At 74.0% G+C, this 24114-nt stretch carries 19 protein-coding genes and 1 tRNA gene; 7 read left to right on the forward strand and 13 right to left on the reverse strand.

The annotated features are described in order from the left end of the window. Positions 1–80: 80 nt before the first annotated feature. Entirely contained in the window at positions 81–2018 is a 1938-nt protein-coding gene (locus ACL03H_RS12525) for a hypothetical protein (RefSeq protein ID WP_412811361.1), read from the reverse strand. Positions 2019–2452: 434 nt separating this feature from the next. On the opposite strand from ACL03H_RS12525, the gene ACL03H_RS12530 reads away from it, so the two are divergent. Both ACL03H_RS12530 and ACL03H_RS12535 read left to right on the forward strand, forming a co-directional pair. Then, positions 2453–2529, forward strand: a tRNA-Leu gene (locus ACL03H_RS12530). Between the two features lie 72 nt (positions 2530–2601). Then, a complete protein-coding gene (locus tag ACL03H_RS12535; RefSeq protein WP_412811362.1) occupies positions 2602–2970 on the forward strand; it encodes a hypothetical protein in 369 nt (122 codons plus the stop codon). A gap of 117 nt (positions 2971–3087) precedes the next feature. On the opposite strand, the gene ACL03H_RS12540 is transcribed toward ACL03H_RS12535, so the two are convergent. The 4 genes from ACL03H_RS12540 to ACL03H_RS12555 form a co-directional block, all read right to left on the reverse strand. Then, entirely contained in the window at positions 3088–3891 is an 804-nt protein-coding gene (locus ACL03H_RS12540) for a hypothetical protein (RefSeq protein WP_412811363.1), read from the reverse strand. Positions 3892–4903: 1012 nt separating this feature from the next. Then, entirely contained in the window at positions 4904–5779 is an 876-nt protein-coding gene (locus ACL03H_RS12545; RefSeq protein WP_412811364.1) for a universal stress protein, read from the reverse strand. A 26-nt stretch (positions 5780–5805) separates the two neighbouring features. After that, a complete protein-coding gene (locus tag ACL03H_RS12550) occupies positions 5806–6756 on the reverse strand; it encodes a nitroreductase family protein (protein WP_412811365.1) in 951 nt (316 codons plus the stop codon). Further along, a complete protein-coding gene (locus tag ACL03H_RS12555; RefSeq protein WP_412811366.1) occupies positions 6749–7468 on the reverse strand; it encodes a hypothetical protein in 720 nt (239 codons plus the stop codon). Before ACL03H_RS12555 ends, ACL03H_RS12550 begins: the two co-directional genes overlap by 8 nt. A gap of 232 nt (positions 7469–7700) precedes the next feature. Between ACL03H_RS12555 and ACL03H_RS12560 the strand changes: the two genes are divergently transcribed. The 5 genes from ACL03H_RS12560 (at position 7701) to ACL03H_RS12580 (ending at position 12133) form a co-directional block, all read left to right on the forward strand. Then, complete coding sequence (locus tag ACL03H_RS12560) at positions 7701–8522, forward strand: universal stress protein (RefSeq protein WP_412811367.1); 822 nt, start codon at positions 7701–7703, stop codon at positions 8520–8522. Positions 8523–8658: 136 nt separating this feature from the next. Continuing rightward, a complete protein-coding gene (locus tag ACL03H_RS12565; RefSeq protein ID WP_412811368.1) occupies positions 8659–9531 on the forward strand; it encodes a universal stress protein in 873 nt (290 codons plus the stop codon). Positions 9532–9581: 50 nt separating this feature from the next. Continuing rightward, entirely contained in the window at positions 9582–10019 is a 438-nt protein-coding gene (locus ACL03H_RS12570) for a universal stress protein (RefSeq protein WP_412811369.1), read from the forward strand. A 98-nt stretch (positions 10020–10117) separates the two neighbouring features. Next, complete coding sequence (locus ACL03H_RS12575; RefSeq protein ID WP_412811370.1) at positions 10118–11593, forward strand: bifunctional aminoglycoside phosphotransferase/ATP-binding protein; 1476 nt, start codon at positions 10118–10120, stop codon at positions 11591–11593. Positions 11594–11635: 42 nt separating this feature from the next. Continuing rightward, complete coding sequence (locus ACL03H_RS12580) at positions 11636–12133, forward strand: universal stress protein (RefSeq protein ID WP_412811371.1); 498 nt, start codon at positions 11636–11638, stop codon at positions 12131–12133. 15 nt (positions 12134–12148) lie between these two features. Here ACL03H_RS12580 and fdhF read toward each other — a convergent pair whose 3' ends face one another. From fdhF to ACL03H_RS12620, 8 genes are all read right to left on the reverse strand, one after another. Then, positions 12149–14848, reverse strand: coding sequence for a formate dehydrogenase subunit alpha (fdhF, locus tag ACL03H_RS12585; RefSeq protein WP_412811372.1), 2700 nt, complete (start codon positions 14846–14848; stop codon positions 12149–12151). Beyond that, positions 14845–16494: an NADH-ubiquinone oxidoreductase-F iron-sulfur binding region domain-containing protein gene (locus ACL03H_RS12590; RefSeq protein WP_412811373.1), complete on the reverse strand. Its 1650-nt coding sequence runs from the start codon at positions 16492–16494 to the stop codon at positions 14845–14847. The genes fdhF and ACL03H_RS12590 overlap by 4 nt, the downstream gene beginning before the upstream one ends. Positions 16495–16556: 62 nt before the next feature. After that, the gene (locus ACL03H_RS12595) at positions 16557–16841 is read right to left on the reverse strand and encodes a DUF3040 domain-containing protein (protein ID WP_412811374.1); all 285 of its coding nucleotides are present in this window, start codon (positions 16839–16841) and stop codon (positions 16557–16559) included. Between the two features lie 282 nt (positions 16842–17123). Beyond that, entirely contained in the window at positions 17124–17942 is an 819-nt protein-coding gene (locus ACL03H_RS12600; RefSeq protein WP_412811375.1) for a universal stress protein, read from the reverse strand. Between the two features lie 12 nt (positions 17943–17954). Then, the gene (locus ACL03H_RS12605; protein WP_412811376.1) at positions 17955–18362 is read right to left on the reverse strand and encodes an Hsp20/alpha crystallin family protein; all 408 of its coding nucleotides are present in this window, start codon (positions 18360–18362) and stop codon (positions 17955–17957) included. Between the two features lie 179 nt (positions 18363–18541). Beyond that, on the reverse strand, positions 18542–20446 hold the full coding sequence (locus ACL03H_RS12610; protein WP_412811377.1) for a heavy metal translocating P-type ATPase: 1905 nt from the start codon (positions 20444–20446) through the stop codon (positions 18542–18544). Next, positions 20443–23094, reverse strand: coding sequence for a cation-translocating P-type ATPase (locus ACL03H_RS12615; protein WP_412811378.1), 2652 nt, complete (start codon positions 23092–23094; stop codon positions 20443–20445). Before ACL03H_RS12615 ends, ACL03H_RS12610 begins: the two co-directional genes overlap by 4 nt. After that, positions 23091–23906, reverse strand: a complete 816-nt coding sequence (locus ACL03H_RS12620) for a universal stress protein (protein WP_412811379.1) — start codon at positions 23904–23906, stop codon at positions 23091–23093. Before ACL03H_RS12620 ends, ACL03H_RS12615 begins: the two co-directional genes overlap by 4 nt. Positions 23907–24114 lie beyond the last annotated feature (208 nt).

Raw genomic sequence — 24114 nt, forward strand, 5'->3', positions numbered from 1 at the left:
CCCCCCCCCCCCCCCCCCCCCCCCCCCCCCCCCCCTCTTCCCCCCCCCCCCCCCCCCCCCCCCCCCGCGCGCCTCCGCGTTCACCCCAGGTCCACCTCGAGCTCGAGCTGCCCGGGAGCCGCTGGCCGCCCGTGCGGGTGCCGCAGGCCCCGGACGAACCCCTCCTGGTTCTCGAAATCGATCAGCTTCTCCAACCGTCCACGCATCCCGGCGGGGACGTCGTTGTCGACGACGATGAGCTGGACGTTCTCGAAGCGCCCGGGCGCCCGTCGGCGGCCCTCCTCGAAGTAGTCGCTGATCTGCTCGTACATCCGCGTCGCCAGCTCCTCATCGGTGTCGTTGCGCCCCAGGTTCTTCTGCGGCGAATCGATGATCAGCAGCGGGGGCAGGAGGAATCGCGGATCTTCGAGCGCGTGCTTCAGCAGGGTCAGGCTGTACGCCACGGACACCGCGGCGCGCGACCCACCGCCGCGCTCGTCGAAGTCCTGCTCGTCGACCAGCGGCAGCAACGTCGTCCGGCTCAGCCGCGCGCGCTTGGTGGCCCAGGGCAGGTCGAACGCGTCCACGATCCCCCGGAACAGTTTGTCGAGGTGCTCGAAGACGTCCTCGGGCCTGGTCAGCTCGGCCTCGGCTCGGACCAGGTCCGCGTCGACCTCTTCTTGTTTCTCCCGCAGTTCCCCGATCTTCTCGCGCTGCGCCGCGAGGTGCCGGTGCGGTTCCCGGAGCCGTTGCAGTGCGGTGATCGCGCTGCGCAGCGACTGCCTCTCCTCGGCCGCCGCCGCGATGTCGTCGACGTGCGGGGCGACCGCGGTGTCGGCGGCCTCAGCCAGGGCCTGCCGAGCCGAACCGTGCTCCTCCGCTGCGACGCCGGCCGCGGCGCGGGTCCGCTCCAGTTCCCGATCGCACTCCGCGAGGCGGGCCGCGGCGTGCTTCCGGCGGTGCAGCAGCAGATCGCGCTCCTGATCGCGCGCCGCACCGGGAAGCCGCTCGGTGCACAGGCTGCACCGCCCTGGCGGCACTTCGCGCGAGCCGAGGTCAGCTCCGCACGCCGGGCACGGTGTGTAGAGCAGTGACAGCGCCTCGCCGGCCCGGGGCGGAGCGGGGTCGTGCTGGCCCAGCTCCGCCAGCGCGGCGTCGAGGTGATCGAGCTCGCCGGTCGCCTCGGCGACCTGCCGCAGCGCTCGATCAACGACGTCCTCCGCGCGCACGAGCTGTTGCCGGGCGTTGTCGAGCCGCCGCCGGAGGTGATCGGTGGACCGGGTCGCCGTCCTGGTCCGCTCTCGCAGGTCCTCGAGCCGTCGGTTTGATCGAGCCTCCTCCTCCCGCAAGCGCGCCAAGTCGTCCTCGATCGCGGTGGCGGTGGTCCGCAACGATTCGTCGAGGAAACCCTCGATCTTGGCGACTTCCCGCGCGCGACTTTTGATCACCGCTTTCAGCTGGTCGTTGCGGGCGCGCAGGCGTTCGGTCGTCTCGCTGGTCAGTCCCAGCAACAGCTTCGCCACCACGAGGCGAGCCACGTCCTCCGACGGCGGGCGGACCACGAACCGCTCGATGTCGTCCTGCCGGAGGTGCAGGTAGGGGAGCAGATCGTGCGCGAACGAGAGCTGCTTGCCGCGTGCCAGCCGGACGGAAGCGAAGACCTCGTCGAGGCCGAGGCGGGCGAGCAGCCAGTCCGAGAAGCCCTGCTCACCGCGGCGCGGCCGGACCGGCAACTCCGTGATCGGGTTCTTAAGCATGTCCAGGACCTCGACGGAGCCGGACCGCTTGCGTTTCCGGCGCAGGAAGACCTCCTCCTCGCCGATCCGCACCCCGGCCTCGACCGCGACCACGTGCTCGGCCACCGCGCCTCGAAACTTCACCTCGCGTCCGAGCGCGAAGTCGATGCAGTCGACCATCGAGGTCTTCCCGCGATCGATCGGGCCGACGATCGCGACCAGCCGCCCGGACAAGTCGTAGGGCTCCTGCCAACCCCGGTGGTCTTCGATCGCGAGCGAGTCGATCCGCAGCGCGGTGCCCATCCGATCCCTCCCGCCGAGTGCCCCGGTCCGCCTCGGGCACCTTCGCGCGGACACCTGCCCCGAGGGGAGCCACCGGCGTGGCGCTCACCCCGAAGCGCCAGCGAGATCACTCGAGAAGATCATCGTTCGGTGACGGCGCGTGGCGCCCCGGGAACCCCCGACTCCGCCGATCGGCCCGAAGAACCGGACGACGTCCGTCCGCCGGGCCTGGCACGTTCGGCAGCAGTGGCGCCCGAAGCGCGAGAAGGCGCGCCGATACCCGCCCTGGCCCCGGTGAGTCGGGTGTCAGCGGCGAGCGAGTCTCCGCAGGCGAGTGCAACCCGACGATCTGGACGAGGCGGTCTGCCGGGCGGCCCGCGAGCGAACCGCTGCCCAGGTGCGGGCCACCCGCCCGCACCTGGTGATCACCGATCCCGTAAGCTCGAAGCCGCTCGGCCCCCGTAGCCCAATCGGCAGAGGCGGCGGACTCAAAATCCGTACAGTGTCAGTTCGACTCTGACCGGGGGCACCACCGCTCACCAGCGGAAACAACCGAAGATCTGGATCATGGTTTGATCCGCTGGGTGCGGCCTTGGGTGCGAGTATGCTCAAGGCCACGACTGCTGCGCGCTCAGAGTCCCGCGAGCGCGGCCGGATCGAGGAGCGCGCTACTGGCTTCCGGGTGGTCGTGTACGCGGGCGTCGATCCGGTCACCGGCAAGCGGGTCTACCTACGCGAGACGATCAAGGGCACGAACGACGCCGCGCGCAAGCGCGCCGAGAAGGCCCTGACAAAGTTGCTCAACCAGGTCAACGAGCAGAACTCAGCGCCGTCGACCGTCGCGCTCACCGTCACCCAGAGATTTCGCCATACTATCCGAATCCCTAAAGATATCGACCTCAGTTTCACTCGGGCACGTTGCGTGATTTCACGTAAACCCAACTGGCATTCTAAGCCACACAGGCGCCCATGACGGCTTCATTGAAGAGACAACGAAGGCGTCCGAACTAGCATGAAACCTCGGATCGGCACGACAATTGCGCAGGGTGAATCGATCCGATGGGGCACTGGAATCGAAACAGTGTTCAATCTACTCGACGGGGGAAGACTCTCCCGCTCTATAGTGCCGGACATTTACTTTGATGCAGAAAACAACAAGCTCAAGAAGCAATAGATCGATGAAGATAACAAATCCGAACTTGCTGAGTCCGGATTGGTCTTGATTGCTCGTCGAATTCGAGGAAGCAGTGGTCAGCGACTCTGGATCCATAACAGTGGGGATGCTAGAAAATACCAGCAAGACCGAAAGCAGGATAACCATAGCGGCCAGCGCCCGTCTGCGGAGAAAATTTACAATACTAGGGTGAACCTCACGCATTGATCTCCACTTCTCCGAGCCATTTCGTCGAGCAATATATCGCCAAGCGACGAGCATCGCGAGAAGTGCAGAAAAGACGGCTCCAGCTTGCGCCGTTTCCAAATCGGTCGACGGCGACTCGCCTGGACTTTGAGCCCCGGCGAAGTATTCGGTTATGCCAACAATGGTCACGTTAACGGGAGCCATAAGCGCGGACCAAACCAAGATGGGCGAGCGGTTCTTGATGACATGGTCGAAGTACTTGGCTACTAAACCTGGCTCGCGCGTCTCTGGCTCCGGTGCTTCTTCTTGCTTGTGTCCGCCGCCAGTGGCTGATTCTGTCTGCGATACATAAATCGGCGTGGGGTTCACTCCATAGAAGTGAACCCCGCCGCTGATTGCGTTTGCCTGGACGGAGTTCGCAATACTAGATCCATCGATACTATTGCGAGCAAGAGAACTATCGCCGCTTCCGGTTCGCCTTTGGCATTTCTCTACCGCCGAATCACTATGCTCAGCATCCTCATCGGTGGCCACTTCATCCTCCCAGATCTACAACCGTTGTATCTCACCGCAGTCTACTGGGTATGCCAACACTGTGTAGGCACAGCTTTACTTTCAGTACGGCAGCCCGGTTAGATGCCTGCACAGCAGGGCTTCCCTTGCTCCGGGTGCGAGTCTGGGCGCGAACCTCGGCCCGCGATGCCCACAGAGCGACGTGACGCCACCGATCCGCGCCTGTTGCCGCAGGACAGCACCGGAGCGACACCGCTCGGCCGACTCAAATCCGTACAGTTCGACTCTGACCGGGGGCACCCTTTCCGGCCAGGCTCGCGCGGCTCTCACCAGGCAGTTCACGTGAGAAGCCGCGCGGGGCCGGTCTGCGGTTGTTCCCAGCTTCTACGGCTGTCTGCGGGTTGCTACGTACCATCCACGTACACGGTTCAACCGCCACCCCGAAGCGCTTCCTCGATCCTGCGGCGCTGTCCTCCTGCCCAGCGAGCACCTTCGCGTACACCTGGTGCAGCAGCCCACCGAGTGCCCGGCCCACTCGGCTACCTGAGTCGACGACTCGCCGCCACCGAGCCAGGTCGACACGCACGGGTGCCGCAGGTCGTACGGGCACGGAGCCGTGCTCCTCAGCTGTGAACACTTCACCGCCTTGCCTTGTCCCACACCCGCGCAGCGGTCGACTCGGCGAGATCCCCGCCGGTGAGGCTGCGGAACAACCGCCCGTTCGCCGTCGTGCCGATACAGAGCTGACTGCCAGGGAGCCCCCGTCGCGGGAGGGGTTGCCGGGCTGTTCTGGCCTGTATTCGGGGGCGGTGTGGGATTGACCCAGCAGGGCCTTGCGGAGGCCATGAACGTGTCGCTGGCGGCGGTGCAGGGATAGGAGTCCCGAAGACAGCCGCTGCTACGAGGCTTCCTGCACGTGCCGATGGCTGGCCTCGGCTCACCGTTCGGCTGCGCCGCTGGTGGTGCACGACTTCTTCGCGGGGGTGGTGCGGACTTCGGAGATCTTCCCTGGACCCGCGGGCTCGCTCCGCCCTCACCGGGCGATGACGACGGGGCAGGACGCGTGGTGCACGAGTTGCTGGCTGGTGGAGCCGAGGAGCAGGCCGGTGAAGCCTCCGCGTCCTCGGGCGCCCACCACGACCAGTTGCGCGTGTTCGGAGTGCTCGACGAGCGTGCTGGCCGGTTCGCCGACGGCCGCGGACCGCTGCACCTGCACCTCGGGGAAGCGTTCGCTCAGATCGGCGATGGCCTCGCTCAGCGACTCCTCCTCGGCTCGCGCGGTCGGTCGTCGGCCGTCGACCAGGTGTCGGGCCGGAGCCTCGTCGGTGACCGGGGTCGGGTCGGCGTGCACCGCCCGCAGCGGTACGCCTCGGTGCGCGGCCGACTCGAAGGCGAAGCGGAGCACGGCGGTGGAGTCGGCGGGGCCGTCGACGCCGACCACGACCGGTGCGTCGGGGCGGATCTCCTCCCGGCCGCGGATCACCGCCACGGGACATGCGGCGTGCGCGGAGACGGAGATGGTCACGGAACCCACCAGCAGGCCGGTGAAGCCGCCCAGCCCGCGGTGCCCCAGGCTGATCAACGAGGTGCGGCGGGACTCCTCGATCAGCACGGGGGCCGGTGCGGCGAACGATCGGAACTCGGTCTCGACCCGCACGCCCGGCGCCGCCTCCCGTGCGACGTCACCCGCTCGGCGGAGCCAGCGTTCGCCCTGCTCCCGGACCGCGTCGAAGAAGGACTGCGGCAGCACCACCCCCGGGGACCCCGCCGCGAGCACGATCGAGGCGTCGTCGCAGCAGCACAGGCGCAGCCGCGCCGAGCGGTGCACCGCCTCCGTCGCCGCCCAGCGGGCCGCGCGCAGGGCGGAGTCCGACCCGTCGATGCCCACCACGATCGTGCTGTTCGCCATCAGCGCACCCTCGTTTCAGCGGCAGCTCAGGACCGGTGACCGAAGCGCATCAGCGCATGGGGCTTCCCGGGCAGCTCCAGCTCCTCGGCGATGGCCGCGCGCACCTCGCCCAACCGGAGCGGTTGGGTCATCACCGATGCCGCCATCCCGCGCGAGGTCGCCTCCAGCCACACCAGTTGCAGCGCGCGGCCGATCCGCACGTGGTCTCCCGCGGCATCGCCTTCGCCGCAGAGGACCAGGACGGAGTCGTGCTCGATGCGCGAAGCCAGCAGGGCCTCGTCGGGCAGCTTGGTGCGGTCGGTCACCAGGCCGACCGCGGGGAGCCCGCGCCAGCCCAGGGCGCTCTCCGGGATGCCGGACTCCGGGTTCGGGCCGCCCACCGCGTCCTCGTACACGATCCAGTGCGCCAGCTCCCGCTGGTAGGCGGCATCGGCGTGCATCACCCGCGCCGCGTAGCTCAGCGAGCGCGCCACCGCCAGCGCTTCGGACGCTCCCGTGATCCAGCGGGTCTCGCCGGGAGCGAGCCCGGCCGCCGCCCGCAGCGAGGCGCGTTCGGCGTCCGTCAGTCGGCCCCCCGGGAAGGCCCCGCGGTGGCTGCGGCGGTGCGTGAGGGCGGCGAAGCGGCGCTCGGCCGCCTCGGACGGCTCCGTCCGGTGGGTCGCGGTGACCGTCGTGATGGCCCGTTCGCACCCCGGCTCGGCGACCTCGTCCACGCGCGGGACCAGGCCGAGGTGCTCCACCGCCAGCAGGAGGTTGGTCAGGGCCGCGCCGAGCGAGAGGTCCCGGTCGCGGCCCAGCGGATCGTGCTCGTCGAGCAGGTCGACCGGGTGCGGTCGCAGTTCGGCCACGTGCTCGCGCACCACGAACGTCCAGGGCCGCGCGTTGTGCACCGAAGGAGCCGCCGCGACCGCGCTGGCCAGCACCTCCCGCTCCGGGACGCTCCACACGTGCGGGTGAGCGCTGCGCCCCTCACTCACCCGGACCGCTCCCCGGCCCGGGCGGTGCGGCGGGCGCGCTCGACCCGGTGTCGCGCTGCGCTTCGCCTCCTCCGGTGAGCGCGTTGGCCGCGGCGCGGCGCAGCGTGGCGCGCATGATCAAGCGGATGAAGGGGCGGGCGGTCCACCAGTACCACCCGAAGGTCCGCAGCGACAGCGCGTCGTCGAGGGAGACGCGCACGTCGTAGCTGAGCAGGCTGCCCCGGCCGTAGGGGAGGGCGGACAACGACATCGCGATCCGCCCGTGCCGGGGCCGGTCGTAGCGCTCGAACTCGCCGGGCCCGAGCGCTTCGAGGCTCGGCACCGGGGTCCAGAACCTGCCCGCGGCACCCAGGACCAGCTCGTGCCCCGGGTCCTCGGCGAGCCGGACCCAGTTCCCCTCGGCGACGACGTCGTCGAAGGTCAACCGCGTCCGGGCCCGGGCCGGCACGTGCCGGCGCAACCGGGCGGGCCAGCCGCGCACCAGCATCGCGGCGTCGATCGCCGGTGAGCGCACGGTGAGCAGGTCCAGGTGCCGCAGCGCCGCGTAGGCGGCACTCGGGGAGCAGCGCACCGGGAGGTGCTCGGTGATCACGAAATCAGGGCTGTCGAGGAAGTCGTCGATCCCGGCCGCGGCCTTCCCCGGCGCGCCGGAACCCGCCATCGACCACCCGGCCCGCTCGTCCTCGCGGACGTCGTGCCCCTGTCCCTCCATGCCGCACCACCTGCGTTCCGTCCTGCCGAGTGCCGCGCCCAGGATGGACCGGCACCGGCGAGCGCGGCAGGGTCGTTGGGCTCTCCGGTCGTCTCCGCGCACCGGCCCCCGGCGCCCGAGGTGGACCGGCCGGGGTCGCGGACCAGCCGGTTCCGGTTTCCCCGGCCACGCTGGGAACACCGCGCTCGGCACCGGTCGCGGCGATCGGTGCTCGGCAGGGGGAGGGGATCGCATGAACGAGGTCCGAGGATCGGTGGTGGTCGGGATCGATGGCTCCCGGCCCGCCGAGCTCGCCGCCGGGTGGGCGGCCGTGGACGGACGCGGCCGGAACCTGCCGGTGCACCTCGTGTTCGCGCTGGGCGGGGTCAGCCCGGTGCTGCCCGGGACTTATCCCATGCAGTGCTACTACGAGGGGATCGACAGCAACGCGCGCGAGCGCCTGGACGCGGCGGGCGACGTGGTGCGGGCGGCGGCGCCGGACGTCCGGATCACGACGGCGGTCACCAACCAGCCGCCGGTCCCGGCCCTGGTGGACCTGTCGCGGCAGGCGCACCAGGTCGTGCTGGGGCACCGGGGGAGCGGCGGGTTTCCCGGGCTGCTCCTGGGCTCGGTGGCCACCGGGGTGTCGGCCCGCGCGCACAGCCCCGTGGTGGTCGTGCGCGGTGACCCGGACGCGACCGGCCCGGTGGTGGTGGCGGTCGACGGCAGCCCGGCCGGAGACGCGGCGCTCGACGCGGCGTCCGAGCGCGCCTCGCGCGCGGGACTGCCGCTGGTGGCCGCGCACGCGGTGCCGGAGCACCACCGAGCGCCCGCTGGGTTCTTGGAGGAGCACGTCGCGGCGTGGCGGCGGCGCCATCCCGAGGTGGATCTCCGCTGGGTCGAGGAGCGCGGTGATCCGAGGGAGCTGCTGCTGGCGCAGGCGCGACGGGCCAGCCTGGTCGTGGTGGGCAGCCGAGGTCGCGGCGGTTTCCGGGGCCTCCTGCTCGGGTCGACCAGCCAGGCCCTGCTGCACCACGCCGCCTGCCCGGTGCTGGTCGTGCGCGCGCGGGCCTGACCTGGCCCGCGCCGCGCGGGCGGCCCGGGCACCACCAGGGACTCTCGGCTCTACCGGGTCCGGCGAGCCGGTGCGTGTAATCGGGATTCGCGCGGGGAGCGCTCGCGGGAACCGAGGATCGGCGCGTGGAGGTTCGGTGGAGCGGACGGTGGTGGCCGGGATCGACGGCTCGGCTTCGGCTCTCCGGGCCGCTCGCTGGGCGGCGCTGGAAGCCCGTCGGCGGTCGGCGCGCTTGCACCTGCTGCACTGCGACGTGAAGTCGCTCGTGGTCGTGCCGGACTACCCGGTCGTGCCCCCGCGGCAGGCGTTCCTGGACAGCATCCGCGAGGAAGCCGAGGAATCCCTGCGGCAGGCGGCGGACCAGGTGCGCGAGGTCGCGCCGGACGTCGGCGTGGACACCGAGTTCCGCATGGGGTCCCCGGCGAGCGGGCTCGTCGAGCAGTCCCCGCGGGCGGAGCTGGTGGTGCTGGGCAGCCGGGGGCTCGGCGGGTTCACCGGGCTGTTGATCGGTTCGGTGGCGATCGCGGTGGCCGCGCACGCCCGGTGCCCGGTCGCGGTGGTGCGCGGGGAGCGCCGACCGGACGAGACCGATCCGGTCGTCGTCGGGGTCAGCGGGTCCCGGCACGACGCGGCCGCCCTCGGCTACGCCTTCGAGCTCGCGGCCGCCCGGGAGGTGCCGCTGCGCGCGGTGCACGCCTGGCACTCCCTGGCGCAGGACGAGGCTCGGCTGCGGCACCGGGTCGACGAGGGGTGGGCCGTGGCCCAGGCCGATGAGGAACGCCTCCTGACCGAGGCGCTGGCGGGTTGGTCCGAGGACCATCCCGATGTCGTGGTGCAGCGCTTCGCACCGCTGAACAAGCCCGCGCGGGCCCTGCTCGCGCACGCGGAGCAGGCGCAGCTCGTCGTGGTCGGTGCCCGGGGGCGAGGAGGTTTCACCGGGCTGGTGCTGGGCTCCACCAGTCAGCACCTGGTGCAGCACTCGCCGTGCCCGGTGGTGATCGCGCGGTGAGCGCGACGCCCCGCGCGGAGCGCGGGAACGGAGCGGGTGAGGAGGGGAACATGGCCGAGGTCGACCGGATCCTGGTCGGGGTCGACGGTTCACCAGGTTCGCGGGCCGCTCTCCAGTGGGCCCTGCGCTACGCCGAGCAGGCCGGAGGGGAGGTCGCGGCGCTGATCGCGTCCGGGATCCCCGCGCTGATCGACGTCGCGATGCCGATGCCCGGTGAGGGCGTGACCGAGCACGCGGCCGCCGTGCTGCGCCGGGCCGTGGACGAGGCGCTCGCCTCGGCGGGAAGCGGTGTCCACGTGCGCCGGATCGTCGTCGAGGACCACGCGGCCCGCGCCCTGCTCGACGAAGCCGTCAACGCCGACCTGCTGGTCGTCGGCCACCGCGGGCGCGGCGGGTTCGCCGGCGCGCTGCTGGGGTCCGTCGCGCAGCACTGCGTCCGCCACGCCTCGTGCCCGGTGGTGGTCGTGCGCGAGGCGCCGAGCTCGTGAGCCCCGCCGACCGGGCGCGCTGGTGCGCCGGATCCCGTCCGCGCGGAGGTCACGCGCCGCGAGCGCTGCGGACGAGTCGCCGGAACGGAGGAGGAGCGGTGACGGGAGCTGACGAGACACCGGCCGGGGGGCGGGAGCCCGCGGCGGTCGCCGAGAGCCACACCGCCGTGCTGCTGTTCACCGGGGACCGCGCGTACAAGGTCAAGAAACCGGTCGACTTCGGCTTCCTGGACTTCAGCACGGCCGAGGCCAGGGAGCGGGCGTGCCGCCGGGAGGTGGAGCTGAACCGCAGGCTGGCACCGGACGTCTACCTCGACGTGGCGCGGGTGCTGGACGGGCGCGGCCGCACCTGCGACTGGATCGTGGTGATGCGGCGGATGCCCGCGGAACGCCGGTTGTCCACCGTGGTCCGGAGGCGCGGTGCGCCGCTCGCGGAGCTCGAGCGGATCGCCCGGGCGCTGGCGTCGTTCCACAGCACCGCGCGGACGGGGGCGGACATCGCGGCGGCGGGACGGGCGCCCGCGCTGCGCGGGCGGTGGAGCGACAACCTCGCGGGCGTGGAGCCGTTCGTGGGGGAGCTCCTGGACCCCGCGGAGTTCGAGGAGATCGGCCGGTCGGCGCTGGAGTACGTCGACGGCCGCGTCCCGCTGCTGGAGGAGCGCGCCCGCCGCGGGCGCGTGGTGGACGGCCACGGCGATCTGGTCGCCGACGACATCTTCTGCCTGGACGACGGCCCGCGGTTGCTCGACTGCCTGGAGTTCGACGACGAGCTGCGGCACGTCGACGGGCTCGACGACGCGGCCTTCCTGGCGATGGATCTCGAACGCCTCGGGGCCGCGGACCTCGGGAGGCGGTTCCTGCGCTGGTACCGGGAGTTCTCCGGAGCGGAGGCGGCGGACTCGTTGGCCCACCACTACCTCGCCTACCGGGCCTTCGTCCGCGCGAAGGTCGCCTGCCTGCGGCACGCGCAGGGGGCGAGCGGGTCGGCGGAGGAGGCTCGGCTGCTGGCGGGCATGACCCGCGCGCACCTGCGCGCCGGGCAGGTGCGCCTGGTGCTGGTGGGCGGGCTGCCGGGCACCGGCAAGTCGACGGTGTCGGGTTCGCTCGCGGACCGGTTGGGGGCGGTGCTGCTCAGCACCGATCGGGTGCGCCGCGAGCTCGCGGCCGGGTTGGGCGAACCCGCGCACGCCGGGTACGGGCGCGGGCTGTACGCGGCGGAGCACGTGCGCGAGACCTACTCGGAACTGCTCGCGAGGGCGCGGACGCTGCTGGAGCACGGCGAGAGCGTCGTGCTCGACGCCAGCTGGAGCGATGCGGACGAACGGGCCCGGGCCAGGCGCATCGCCCAGCTGACCCGCTCCGCGCCGGTCGAACTGCGCTGCGCGGCCCCCGGGTACGTGACCGCCGGGCGGATCGCGGACCGGGCGGGCGACCTCTCGGACGCGACCCCGGACGTCGCCGCGCGGATGGCCGCCGACTTCGCGGAGTGGCCGGAGGCCGTGCCCGTCGACACCGCGGGCTCGCCGCAGGAGGCGATCGCCGCCGCGCGCCGAGCCCTCGCCGAACCGGGCTGAGCGTGGGCCCGCGAACACCGGAGCCGGAAGGGGGAGATCGCGATGCGAGGCGCGGAGATCGTGGTGGGAGTCGACGGCGAACCCGCTTCGCGGCGCGCGTTGCGCTGGGCGGTGCGCGAGGCGCGCCGCCGGGGGAGTCCGCTGCGCGTGGTCATGGTGTGGTCCTCCCACGCGGTGCTGGCCGGTCCGGGCCCGCTGCTGATGAACCCGGAGCTCGCCCCGCACCACGCGGAGCGGGAGCACCGGGAATCGCTGCGCGAGGTGCTGGCCGAGTGCACCTCGGGCGTCCCCCTGGACGTGCGCTCCGAGCTCGTGGAGGGGCGGCCGGCCGAGGTGCTGGCCGAGCGCTCCCGGAGCGCCGAGCTGCTGGTGCTCGGCGACCACGGAAAGGCGACGATGGCGGAGTCCGTGCTCGGCAGCGTGGCGCTGCACGCGATCCGCCGCGCCGAGTGCCCGGTCGTCGTCGTCCCGCACGGGGTCGCGGAGGACGCGCTGCGCGCGGACCGGGGCGGTCCGGGCCTCGACCCGGTGCTGGGCTGACGCCGCGCGCGGCGTTCAGCGCCGCTCCCGGCCCGGGGGTGCGACGGGGCGGACGTCGACGGCGGTCACCTTGTACTCCGGGCACCCGGTGGCGGCGTCCGCGTGCGACGAGGTCACGGCGTTGATCTCCGCACCGGGGAAGTGGAACGCGGCGAAGACCTCCCCCGGGCGGACGTCGCGGGTGGTGCGCGCGGTGAGCACCGCCGCGCCCCACCGGCTCGTCACGCGGGCTGCCTCGCCGTCGGAGAGGCCGAGGCGCGCGGCGTCGTCGGGGTGCACGTCGAGCGTTTCCCCGGGCAGCAGCCGCAGATCCGGCGTGCGGCGGGTCATCGAACCGGTGTTGTAGTGCTCCAGGCGGCGGCCCGTGACGAGCGTCAGCGGGTGCTCGGCGTCGGGCGCGTCTCCGGGCGGGCGGTACGGCACCGCGGCGAGCTCCGCGCGCCCGGAGGGCGTGGCGAACCCGTCGAGGAACAGCGCGGGCTCGTCGGGCTCGCCGGGGGCGCGGCACGGCCAGTGCAACGGGCCCTCGCGGTCGAGCCGTTCGTGCGAGACGCCCGCGAACAGGGGCGCGATCGAGGCGCACTCGGCCAGCGCGTCCGACGGAGCGGGGCACCCGAGGTCGGCGCCGAGCGCGTCCGCCAGCCGGTGCAGGATCCGGAAGTCGTCGGCCGCCTCCCCCGGCGGGTCCAGCGCGGCCCGGACGCGCTGGAAGCGGCGGTCGAAGTTCACGAAGGTGCCCTCCTTCTCCAGGAAGGAGGCCGCGGGCAGCACGACGTCGGCGTGCTGCGCCGTCCGCGACAGGAACAGGTCGTGGCAGACGACGAATTCGCACGAGCGCAGCGCCTCGCGAACGTGAGCGGTGTCCGGGTCGCTCTGCAGGATGTCCTCGCCGATGACGTGCAGCGCCCGAACGCGCCCGGAGATCGCCGCGTCGAACATCTCGGGGATGCGCAGGCCGGGTTCGGCGGGGACCGGGTGCCGCCAGGCCCGCGCGGTGCGGTGCCGCACGGCCGGGTCGGCGACGGCCTGGTAGCCGGGCAGCAGGTCGGGCAGCGCGCCCATGTCGGACGCGCCCTGGACGTTGTTCTGTCCCCGCAGCGGCAGGATCCCGCAGCACCCCGGCTCGCCGACCGAGCCGCGCAGGATCGCCAGGTTCGCGAGGGCGCGGACGCCGTCGGTGCCGTGGGCGTGCTCGGTCACCCCCAGCCCGTAGATGATCGCCGGGTTCCGGGAGCGGCCGAACAGCCGCGCGGCGGCCAGCAGGTCGCGCGCCGGGACCTCGGCGATCGCGCCGACGGTTTCGGGCGCGTAGTCGCGCAGCAGCGCGGCCAGCTCCGCCCGGCCCGAGGCGCGCTCGCGCAGGAACTCCTCGTCGACGAGGTCCTCGCCCAGCAGCACGTGCGCGAGCGCGTGGAACACCGCGACGTTCGACCCCGGCTTGCAGCGCACGTGGACGTCCGCGAGACCGGCGAGCTCGGTGCGCCGGGGGTCGACGACCACCAGGCGCGCCCCGCTCAGCACCCGCTGCTTGATGCGGGCGCCGACGACCGGGTGCGCCTCGGTGGGGTTGGCCCCGGCGAGCAGGACGCAGTCGGCCCGGTCGAGGTCGTCGAGCGAGTTCGTGCCACCGGCGAGGCCGAACGCGGCGGTGAGCCCGGTCGCGGAGGGCGCGTGGCACAGCCGCGAGCAGTTGTCGACGCTGTTGGTCCCCAGCGCGGTGCGGGCGAACTTCTGCGCGAGGTAGTTCTCCTCGTTCGTGGCGCGCGCGGAGGAGATCAGGGCGAACGCCTCGGGACCGTGCCGCTCGCGGATCCGGGCGTACCGCTGGGAGATGAGGGCCAGCGCCTCCGCCCACGTCGCTCGTTCGAGCTGGCCGCGTCGGCGGACCAGCGGTCGCGTGAGCCGGTCGGCGGCGTCGGTGAAGCCGTGCGCGAAGCGCCCCTTGACGCAGGCGTGCCCGCGGTTCACCGGGGCCGCGCGGTGCGGCGTGATGGCGGCGATCCCCTCGTCGCGGACGTGCACGTCGAGGGCGCACCCCACCCCGCAGTAGCCGCACGTGGTCGTGGTGGTGCGGGAGATCGGCCGGAGGTCGAGCAGGCCGGGTTCGGACAGCGCCCCGGTCGGGCAGGTGTCCGCGCAACCACCGCAGGCCACGCACGGGGATTCCGCCCACGGTCCGCCGTCCCCGGCGGAGACCGCGGTGTCGAACCCGCGACCCGCGAGCTCCAGGGCGAAGGTGCCCTGGACCTCCGCGCACATCGCCACGCACCGCCCGCAGGCGATGCACAGATCGCGGTCGAGCTTCACGTAGGGATGCGAGTGGTCGAGCCCCCGATCGTGGGCGGCGGCGGGAAAGCTCGTTCCGGTGAGGCCGAAGTGCAGGCACGCCCGGACGAGTTCGCTGCGCTCGGGCGGCACCTCCAGCGCGCGCGGGGGCAGCTCGGAGAGGATCAGCTCCAGCGCGGCCCGGGCCGCGTCGCGGGACTCGGGCGCGCGGGTGTCGATGCGCATCCCCTCGGAGACCGGGGTGGTGCACGCGGCCACGACCCCGCCCGCCGCGCGCACCAGGCACACGCGGCACGAGCCCTGCGGGGTGAGCCGTTCGTCGTGGCACAGCGCGGGAATCTCGACGCCGGCGGCGCGCACCGCCGCCAGCGCGGTCGAACCGTCCGGCACTTCGACGGCCGCCGCACCGTCGACCCGCACCCGCGTCATCCGGACCGGCCCCCCAGCTCCTCGCGGTAGGTCCGCAGCAGGCTGCGCACCGCACCGGGGACGCCGCGGCCGAAGCCGCACAAGCTGGCCCGCGCCATCACGTCCAGCACGCGCCGCTGCGCGTCCACGTCGCCCGCGGCGGTCAGCTCGCTGCCCTGCCGGGTCCCGATCCGGCAGGGTGCGCAGGCTCCGCAGCTCTCCGAGGCGGCGAACGACCACACGTGCTGGAGCAGGTCCCGGGCTCGCACCGCGTCGTCGATCGCCACGAGACTGCCGTGGCCCAGCGCGACCCCCGCGTCGGCGAGGGCGTGCGCGGTGAGCGGCACGTCCAGCTCGTGCGGCGCGAGGAAGCCCCCCAGCGGCCCTCCCACTTGCACGGCCCGCAGCCGGTGACCGTCGCGCAGGCCCCCGCCGATGCCGTCGACGAGGTGGCGCAGCGGCGCGCCGAACTCGACCTCGCACACGCCGGGCGCGCGGAAGCGCTCGCTGAAGCAGACCAGCTTCGTGCCCGGTTCCCGCTCGGTGCCCAGGCGCGCGTAGGCCGAGGCCCCGTGCCGCAGGATCCAGGGCACCGCGGCCAGCGTCTCCACGTTGTTGACGGCGGTCGGCTGGTGCCGCACGCCGCGCTCGGTCGGGTAGGGCGGGCGGGGCAGCACCCCGCCGCGCAACCCCTGCAGCGCCCGCAGCAGCGCCGTCTCCTCACCGGCGACGTAGGACCCCGCGCCCCGGACGATCTCGACGTCGAAGTCCACCGCGGAGCCGTGCACGCGGAGGCCGAGGTGGCCGGCGGCGCGGGCTTCGGCGACCGCGTCCCGCAGGATCCGGGTGGCCTCCGGGTACTCCGAGCGCACGAAGGCGAAACCGCGCCGGGCCCCGACCGCCAGCCCGGCGAGCGCGAGTCCTTCGAGCACGCGGTGCGGATCGCCCTCCATGAGCAGCCGGTCGCAGAACGATCCCGGATCGCCCTCGTCGCCGTTCGCGACGACGTACCTCGGCGGCCGCCCGCGCCGGGCCGCCCGCCACTTCGCCGCCACCGGGAACTCCGCGCCACCCCTCCCGCGCAGGCCGGCGGCGCCGACCTCGCCGAGCACCGCGTCGGAGCCGTCGACGACGGCCTCCGGCCAGACCTGCCACGCCGGTTCGCCGCCGACCAGACCGGACAGCACCACCGGCTCGCACTCGCTGCGGAAGGGCAGGGCGGGCGCCGGATCGCGGGTGTCCGAGCCGAGTCCTTCGTAGACCCCGGGGCCCGCGAGGGGAGTGGCGCCGTCGAGGACGGCGGGGGCCGCGTAGCAGAAGCCCAGGCAGTGCGCGCACGCCGACGACGTCGCTCCCGCGCGCTGCCGTCCGGCGTCCGCGAGCGCGGACTCCGCCCGGGCGACCGGCCTGCCCCCGGTGGACACGAAGCACGAGGTGCCGGTGCACACCTGCACGTGCCGCGACCGGACCTCGCCGTGGAGATCCGCGTAGAACGACGTCGACCCGGTCGCGGCCGCCACCGGCCACCGGAGCTCGACGGCGATCTCCTGCCGCTCCCGCCGCCCGAGGGTCCCGCGACGGTCGTGCAGGGCGCGGATCCGGTCGAGCGCGCCGATCCCCGCGGCGCCGAAGCGCCGCTGCCAGGACACGAACGCGCCTGGTGTCATCCGGTCGACCCCCGTTCGATCATCCGAGCGTCCGCGCACCACCGGTGGTTCGTGGCGAACGCTCAACCCGCTTCGAAGCTCCAGTGCCGCAGCACGACGATCGCGGTCCCCGCCGCGGCCGCCACCAGCATCGCCCCCGCGTCTCCGATGATCAGGCACAGCGCGGCGAGCAGGAACAGCACCGCCGCCAGCCACATCCGGGCCGGCCACCGGTGCAGCAGGTTCCAGACCGGGCGCGGCCGGGTCAGCTTCCGGGCGAAGTCGGGGTCGTCCTCCGAGAGGTGCCGACCGATCTCGTCCAAGCGACGGCGTTCGTCCCTGCCCATCATCACGTGCTCCAGCGGCATGGCGTCGAACCGATCCTGCTTGCAGTGTCCCCAGCGGTCCGGTGGCCTGCCAGTGACCAAAGGCGCGTGCTGGTGCCGGGCGCGCCGCTCGTCGGAACACCGGCCGCGAACCGGGGCGGTGGCGGGCGCTCCGGCCGCGGAGGCACCGACGCGGGATCTCGGTGGATCGCGTCGCGGCGGGGCGGGCGCTCCCGCGACGAGCGGTGGCCGCACCGGGGGAGCGGACGGCGCGGCCGCCGCCGCGCTCCCGCCCCCTCCCGGACACCGGCGCACGGGGCGTTCCTAGCCGCGCACGATCGCGACCGGGCAGGGCGCGTCGCGCAGCACGCCCGCCGCGGTCGAGCCGAGCAGCAGGCCGGCGAAGCCTCCGGCGCCGCGGTGGCCGACCACGAGCAGCCGCGCCCGCGAGGCCAGGTGCAGCAGCACCGCGAGCGGGTGCCCGCAGCGCACCTCCTTGCGCACCGCGACTCCCGGGTACCGGCCTTCCACTCCCGCGAGGGCCTCGTCGAGCTCTCGCCGGGCGCGGTCCAGCTCGGCCTGGATCTCGAAGTCCAGCGGTGGCACCACCGGGAACCGCTCCACCGTCGCGAGGTCGCGGGCGCGCGCAGCGACCAGTTCGCTGCCGCGCGCCCGCGCCTCGGCGAAGGCGAACTCCAGCGCCCGCCGCCCGCGCTCCGATCCGTCGACCCCGACCACGACATCCCCGACCGGACGCGGCTCGCGCACCACGACGGCCGGGCAGGCGGCGTGGGTGGCGACGCGCGTGGCGACCGAACCCACGCTCGCCCACCGGCTCGCCGTCCGCCCGTGGGCGCCCAGCACGACGAGCCCCGCCCCGGCCGAGAGGCGGACGAGCTCGGCGATCGGATTGCCGTGCGCGACCAGCACCTCCGCGGGTGCCTCCGGGTGCAGCTGGCGGCACCGGTGGGCGACGTGGTCGAGCATCGCGCGCTCGTGCGCGTCGTCGGCCCCGTTCTCGGCGACCCCGACGAGCTGGAGCCCGGCCCCGTGCAACGCCGCGTCCTCGGCCGCCCACGAGGCCGCCTGCCGCGCGCGCTCCGAACCGTCCACGGCGGCGATCACCAGGTTCCGGGCCCCCATCGCGGTCGTCGCTCACCGCTCCCGGCGGGCCACCGGAATCTCCTTGCTGGAGCCGGATTCCCGCTGCGGGATGCGAATGGTGAGGATGCCCGATTCGTAGTCGGCCTCGATGTGCTCCGGATCGGCGCTGACCGGCATGGTCAGGCTGCGGACGAAGGAGCCGTACTGGAACTCGGTGTGCCGGTCGTCGCGCTCCTCGCGGGTGCGCTCGGCGCTGATCTTGAGCATCGTGCCCTCGACCGTGATGTGGATGTCCCGTTCGGGGTCCATCCCGGGGAGTTCGCAGCGCACGACGAGCTGGTCGCCCTCGTGGAAGGTCTCGACCTTGACCGGGTGGCGATCTCCGAACGGCCACTGGCCCTCGATCCAGTCGAGCAGGTCCGGGACGGGCGTTCCGCGAGTCGGCATGAGGTGCGTCATGGGTTTCCTCCGTCATCGAGTGCGGCTCTTCCCGCGCGCGGGCAGCGCTCCCCGCCGCCCCGGAGGGGGCGGTGCACCATCCCGCGGCTATGAACAGGCTGGCCGGGAACCCGGGTTCGCGTGGAGGGGCGAACGTCCTCCGATGCGCGCGGCGGGCCTCGGTTCGCGGTCCGGAACGCCTACCGGGCGGGGCTCCCGACCGGGCCGCGGCGGCGCGCGGGGGCGGCGAGCACCCGCAGCGAGTTCAGGATCACCGCCACGTCGATCACCTCCTGCAGCACCGCGCCCGGGGCGGGGGCCAGCGCTCCCGCCACGGCGGCCACCATCGCCAGCAGCGACAGGAACATGCCGGTGATGGCGGACTGCGCGGCGATGCGCCGGGCGCGCACCGCCACGTCCGCGCAGTCCGCCAGGGCCGCCAGCCGATCCGCGGTGAGCACGACGTCGGCGGCCTCGGAGGAGGCCGTGGCGCCGCGCGCGCCCATCGCCACGCCGACGTCGGCGGCGGCCAAGGCGGGAGCGTCGTTGATCCCGTCGCCGACCATCGCGGTGGTCGCGAGGCGGCTCTCGGCGCGGACGGCGGCAACCTTGCCGGTCGGGGTCCGCGAGGCGAGCACGTCGTCGAGCCCGACGGTCTCCGCGACGGAGCGGGCGACGTCCGGGCGGTCCCCGGTGAGCATGACGACCCGCCGCACCCCGGCGGCGCGGAGCCGCCGCACCGCCTGCGGCGCGTCGTCGCGCGGCCGGTCGCGCAGGACGAGGGCGCCGCTGAGGCTTCCCTCCCGGGAGACCCACGCGACGCCGGAGGCGTCCCGCTCGGCGGTGCTCTCCACCTCGGCGACCCAGTCCGGCCGGTGTTCCGGCAGCGCCAGCCCGCCGACCTCGATCCGCGCACCGCCCACGACGCCGCTGATCCCCCGGCCGGGTTGTTCCGCCGCGCGCTCCGGAGCGAGCAGGCGGAGCCCCCTGCGGCGCGCCTCGCCCAGGATCGGCTCGGCCACCAGGTGCGAGGAAGCCTGCTCCAAGGAGGCCGCCAGGCGCAGCACCTCGTCCTCCGAATCGGCCGGGGACGCCACGACCCGTGCCACGCGAGGCCTGCCCTCGGTCAGCGTGCCCGTCTTGTCCAGCAGCACCGTGCGGGCGCGGGCGAGGTGTTCGAGCGCGTCGCCGTCCCGCACGATCGCCCCGACCCGCGAGGCGCGCGAGAGCCCCGCGACCAGGGCGATCGGAACGGCCAGCAGCAGCGGGCACGGGGTCGCCACCACCAGCACCGCGACCGCGGCGACGGGCGACCCCTGGAGCTGCCAGGCCAGCGCCGCCAGCAGCAGCGCGAGCGGGAGGAACCAGGAGGCGTAGTGGTCCGCGGCCCGCACCGCGGGTGCCCGCTCGGCACCGGCTTCGCGGGCCAGGCGCGCGATCCCGGCGTAGGTGCTCTCGTCCGCGCGGGCGGACGCCGTCATCGCGAAGGCGTCGCCCGCGTTGACCGTCCCGCTGCGCACCGGCTCTCCCGCCGGGCGTTCGACCTGCCAGGACTCGCCGGTCACGAGGGATTCGTCCAGCACTGCGGTGGCGCCGTCGACGACCCCGTCCACCGGCACCAGCTCCCCGGTCGCCACGAGCAGCGGATCCCCCGGGGCGACCTCGTCGACCGGTACCCGCTCGGTTCCCGAGGGACCCCGGCGGCGGGCGAACCGGGGGGCCGCGCTGGCGAGCGCGCGGAGGTCGTGGGAGGCGCGGCGGCGCGCGAGCGCTTCCAGCGCGCGCCCGGAGGCGAGCATCAGGGTGATCAGCGCTCCGGCGAAGTGCTCACCGGTCACCCACGCACCCGCCAGCGACAGGACGGCGATGAGGTCCACCCCGGTGCGCCCGCGCCGCAGCGCGGCGATCGTCCACCCGAGCGACGGGAGCACCCCGGCCAGCGTGGTGACCTGCCACAGCGCACCGGCCGCGGCCGGAGCGCCCGACCACCAGCTGATCGCTCCCGCGCCGAGCAGCGCGGCGGCCAGCAGCAGCAACCCCGCCTCGTACCGCTCCCGCACCGCGGTGGCGGCCCGCCGCAACCAGGCCCGCCCGCCGCCGCTCATGCCGGACCGCCCTCGACGGGGCGCGCGGCGGTGGCGCGGCCACGAGCCCGGTACAGCTCGTCGATCCCCCACACCACCACCGGGAAGGGCAGCATCGAGGCGAACACCCACCACGGCGGCGGTTCCGTGCCGAAGACCGCGCGCAGCGCCGGGACGAACACGATGGCCGCGGTGACCGCGATCTCGAAGGCGATTCCCAGCAGCAGCAACCGGTTGCTGCTGACACCGACCTCGCGCAGCGGCGCTCGGTCGGTGCGCGCCGCGAACGCGGTGCCGAGCTGGCAGGCCACGATCGCGCAGAAGCTCGCCGTCGTCGCCTGCGCGGCGATGCTGGGGGGCAGCGGTACCCAGGGTTGCCACCCCGCGCTGAGCAGGACCGCGAAGAACGCCACCAGGACCAGCACGCCGGACGGGACGCCCAGGACGACCCAGGCCCGCAGCAGCAGCCGCCGGTTCACCACGTGCTCGCGGCGCGGGCGCGGGGGCCGGGACATCAGGCCGGGCTCGGCCGGTTCGCGCCCGAGCGCGAGCGCGGGCAGCGTCTCGGTGCCCAGGTCGATGGCCAGGATCTGCAGCACCGTCAGGGGCAGCGGCACCGCGCCGCCGGAGAGCGCGAACAGCAGGAACGGCAGCACCTCGGGGACCGCGTGCGCGAAGATGTAGAGGATGAACTTGCGCACGTTGTCGTAGGTCCGCCGCCCCTCCCGGATGCCCGCCACGATCGTGGCGAAGTTGTCGTCGGTGAGCACCACGGTCGCGGCCTCCCGGGCGACGTCGGTACCGCTGGCACCCATCGCCACGCCCAGATCGGCGCGGCGCAGCGCCGGGGCGTCGTTGACCCCGTCCCCGGTCATCGCCACGACGTGCCCGTGGTGGTGCAGGGCATCGGCGATGCGCAGCTTCGACTCGGGGGTGCTCCGGCTGAAGACGATCTCCGCGCCGGTGGACAGCAGCTCGTCGAGCGCGGGTTCGGGCATCGCTTCCAGCTCGGGCCCGTCAACGATCCGGTCCGCCCGGATCCCCACGCCGCGCGCCACCGCGGCGGCGGTGCGGCCGTTGTCCCCGGTGACCACGTGCACGAGGACACCGGCCTGGTGGCAGCGCCGCACCGCTTCGGGGACCTCGGGGCGCGGCGGGTCCAGCAGCCCGACCAGGCCGAGCAGCTCCAACTGGTCCTCGGCGTCGGCGCGCCGCGCCGGAGCGGTGACGCGGCGCCGCCCGACCGCGAGCACGCGCAGCCCGTCCCCCGCCATCTCGGCGAGCGTCCGCTCCACGGAGGCGCGTTCCGCCGGCCCCAGCGGGTGCGCGACACCCCGCCCGTCGACGAAGCGCACCGAGCGCCGCACCAGTTCCTCCGGCGCGCCCTTGGTGTGGGCGACGCTCCCCGAGTCCTCCCGGTCCACGGTGGTCATCCGGCGCAGGTGCGGATCGAAGCCGTACAGCCGGAGCCGTTCCGCGTCGCGCTGCCGGGCGGGCAGGTGGACCCCTCCCTCGGCCGCGAACTCCAGCAGCGCCAGCTCCATCGGGTCGCCGCCCTCGGCGTCGGGGTCCGCTGTCGAGCAGCGCGCGAGCGCCCGGAGGAGGTCGGGCGGGGGCGGGCCCGACCCATCACCGGCTCGGGAGCTGAGCACGCGCATCCGGTTGCGGGTGAGCGTGCCGGTCTTGTCGGTGCAGATCACCGTGGTCGAGCCGAGGGTCTCCACCGCGGACAACCGCTCCACGAGCGCCCCGGCGCGCGCCATGTCCCGCACGCCCGCCGCCAGGGCCAGGGTGATCGTCGGCAGCAGGCCCTCCGGCACGTTGGCCACCAGGAGGCCGATGGCGAACAGGAACGCCTGCGTCCAGGAGAGCCCGGCGAGCACCCCCAGCGGGAGGAAGGCCGCCGCCGCACCCACCGACACCGCGGCGATCAGCCAGGCCACGGCGCGGACCTGGCGCTCCAGGGGGCTCTCCGCCAGGCGGACCCGGCCCGACAGCGCGGCGATGCGCCCGAGCTCGGTGGTCCTGCCGGTGGAGTGCACCACCGCCTCCGCCGTTCCACCCGTGCACGTGGTGCCGCTGAAGACCAGCACCGCCGAGTCGAGCGGGCGCTCGGCGGTGTCGGGCAGGTCCGCCGCCCGTTCGACCGGCGAGGATTCGCCGGTCAGCATCGAGGCGTCGATGTGCACCCCGCCCGAGAGCAGGCGGGCGTCCGCGGGAACCCTGTCGCCCTCGGCCAGGACCACCACGTCGCCCGGCACGAGCTCGGACGCGGGCACCGCGCGCACCGACCCCTCGCGGCGCACGGCGGTGCGCAGCGGCACGTACTCGCCGAGGGCCTCCACGGCGTGCTCCGCGCGCTCCTCCTGCCAGAACGCGAGTCCCGCGTTGAGCAGCACCACGGCGACGATCGCCACCGCCAGCTCCACCGTCCCCGAGATCCACGCGAGCCCGGCCGCGGCCCACAGCAGCAGGGCCAGCGGGTGCGCCAGCTGGCGAAGCAGCGCCGTCGGCCACGTCCGAGCCGAGTGCCGGGGCAGCTGGTTCGGGCCGTGCACCTCCCACCGGCGTCGGGCCTCCCGCTCGGAGAGCCCGCTGCGGGCGGTCCGCAGGTCCCGGAGCAGCAGTTCGGTGGCTTCGCGGGGGTCGAGGTCCCCGGCCGGGGTCACCGGACGACGGCGACCGGGCAGCGCGCGTGGTGCAGCACTCCCGAGGCGACCGAGCCCAGGAACAGCCCGCTGAAGCCGCCGCTGCCGCGGTGCCCGACCACCAGCAGCGGGGAGGTCGCCGCGGCGTCGACGAGAGCCGGTACGGGATGCGCGAGCACGGCGACCGCGCGCGCGGGGAGCCCGGGGTACCGGTGGGTCCACTCCGAGAGCTGCCGGTGCGCGTGCTGCTCGATCCGCAGCTGCGCCTCCTCGCGCTCCGCCGGGAGCAGCGGCGGTGCGAGCAACCCCGCCTCGTGCCAGGCCTGCACGGCCAGCAGCTCGCAGCCGCGCGCCGCCGCCTCCTCGAAGGCGAAGCGCAGCGCGTTGTCGATGCCGGGGGACTCGTCCAGGCCGACGACGACCGGTCCTCCGGTGTGCTCGACGTCGCCGCGCACCACCACCACGGAGCCGGTCGCCCGGGTGGCGACCTCGGCGCTCACGGAACCCAGCAGGGCGTCGGCGAACCCGCCGAGCCCGCGGGAGCCCAGCACGAGCAGGCGGGCGACCTCCTCGGCGCGCAGCAGCCCCTCGATCGGATGCCCGGCGCGGACCTCCTCGCCGACCTCGACGTCCGGGACGACCTCGCGGCAGGCGGCCGCCGCCTCGTGCACGGCCTTCGCCGCGAAGTCCGACCTCGCCGGGTCGTCGTTGACCAGCAGCACGTGCAGCGGTGCGCGGTGGTGCCGGGCTTCCTCGGCCGCCCACAGCGCCGCCTCGGTGGCGCGGCCGGAGCCGTCGACGCCTGCCACGATCGCGTTCTCGGGTTGGGACACGGCGGGTACCCCCATTCCTCGCGCCGCGGTGAACTCATCGGCGGCGGCCCCGGCAGGGGCGTTCGCGCGCGACCCGGTCAGGATGGCGCACCCGCGCATCCGGCGCAGGGACCGAAAGTCCTTCGCGGGCAGCGGAATCCGCGGATGGCCCGCTCGGTTTCCGCTGCGCCGCGCGGAAACCGCCGCCCGCGCGCCGGGAGCCGCGATT

It is taken from the genome of Saccharopolyspora antibiotica (genome assembly GCF_047200635.1).
Taxonomy (GTDB): Bacteria; Actinomycetota; Actinomycetes; order Mycobacteriales; family Pseudonocardiaceae; genus Saccharopolyspora_C.

What these genes read in the sequence shown, in the direction of transcription:
- ACL03H_RS12525 (WP_412811361.1), bottom strand. Translation starts at nt 2,018, where the DNA reads ATGGGCACCGCGCTGCGGATCGACTCGCTCGCGATCGAAGACCACCGG.
- ACL03H_RS12535 (WP_412811362.1), top strand. Translation starts at nt 2,602, where the DNA reads ATGCTCAAGGCCACGACTGCTGCGCGCTCAGAGTCCCGCGAGCGCGGC.
- ACL03H_RS12545 (WP_412811364.1), bottom strand. Translation starts at nt 5,779, where the DNA reads ATGGCGAACAGCACGATCGTGGTGGGCATCGACGGGTCGGACTCCGCC.
- ACL03H_RS12555 (WP_412811366.1), bottom strand. Translation starts at nt 7,468, where the DNA reads ATGGAGGGACAGGGGCACGACGTCCGCGAGGACGAGCGGGCCGGGTGG.
- ACL03H_RS12560 (WP_412811367.1), top strand. Translation starts at nt 7,701, where the DNA reads ATGAACGAGGTCCGAGGATCGGTGGTGGTCGGGATCGATGGCTCCCGG.
- ACL03H_RS12570 (WP_412811369.1), top strand. Translation starts at nt 9,582, where the DNA reads ATGGCCGAGGTCGACCGGATCCTGGTCGGGGTCGACGGTTCACCAGGT.
- ACL03H_RS12580 (WP_412811371.1), top strand. Translation starts at nt 11,636, where the DNA reads ATGCGAGGCGCGGAGATCGTGGTGGGAGTCGACGGCGAACCCGCTTCG.
- fdhF (WP_412811372.1), bottom strand. Translation starts at nt 14,848, where the DNA reads ATGACGCGGGTGCGGGTCGACGGTGCGGCGGCCGTCGAAGTGCCGGAC.
- ACL03H_RS12590 (WP_412811373.1), bottom strand. Translation starts at nt 16,494, where the DNA reads ATGACACCAGGCGCGTTCGTGTCCTGGCAGCGGCGCTTCGGCGCCGCG.
- ACL03H_RS12595 (WP_412811374.1), bottom strand. Translation starts at nt 16,841, where the DNA reads ATGCCGCTGGAGCACGTGATGATGGGCAGGGACGAACGCCGTCGCTTG.
- ACL03H_RS12600 (WP_412811375.1), bottom strand. Translation starts at nt 17,942, where the DNA reads ATGGGGGCCCGGAACCTGGTGATCGCCGCCGTGGACGGTTCGGAGCGC.
- ACL03H_RS12605 (WP_412811376.1), bottom strand. Translation starts at nt 18,362, where the DNA reads ATGACGCACCTCATGCCGACTCGCGGAACGCCCGTCCCGGACCTGCTC.
- ACL03H_RS12610 (WP_412811377.1), bottom strand. Translation starts at nt 20,446, where the DNA reads ATGAGCGGCGGCGGGCGGGCCTGGTTGCGGCGGGCCGCCACCGCGGTG.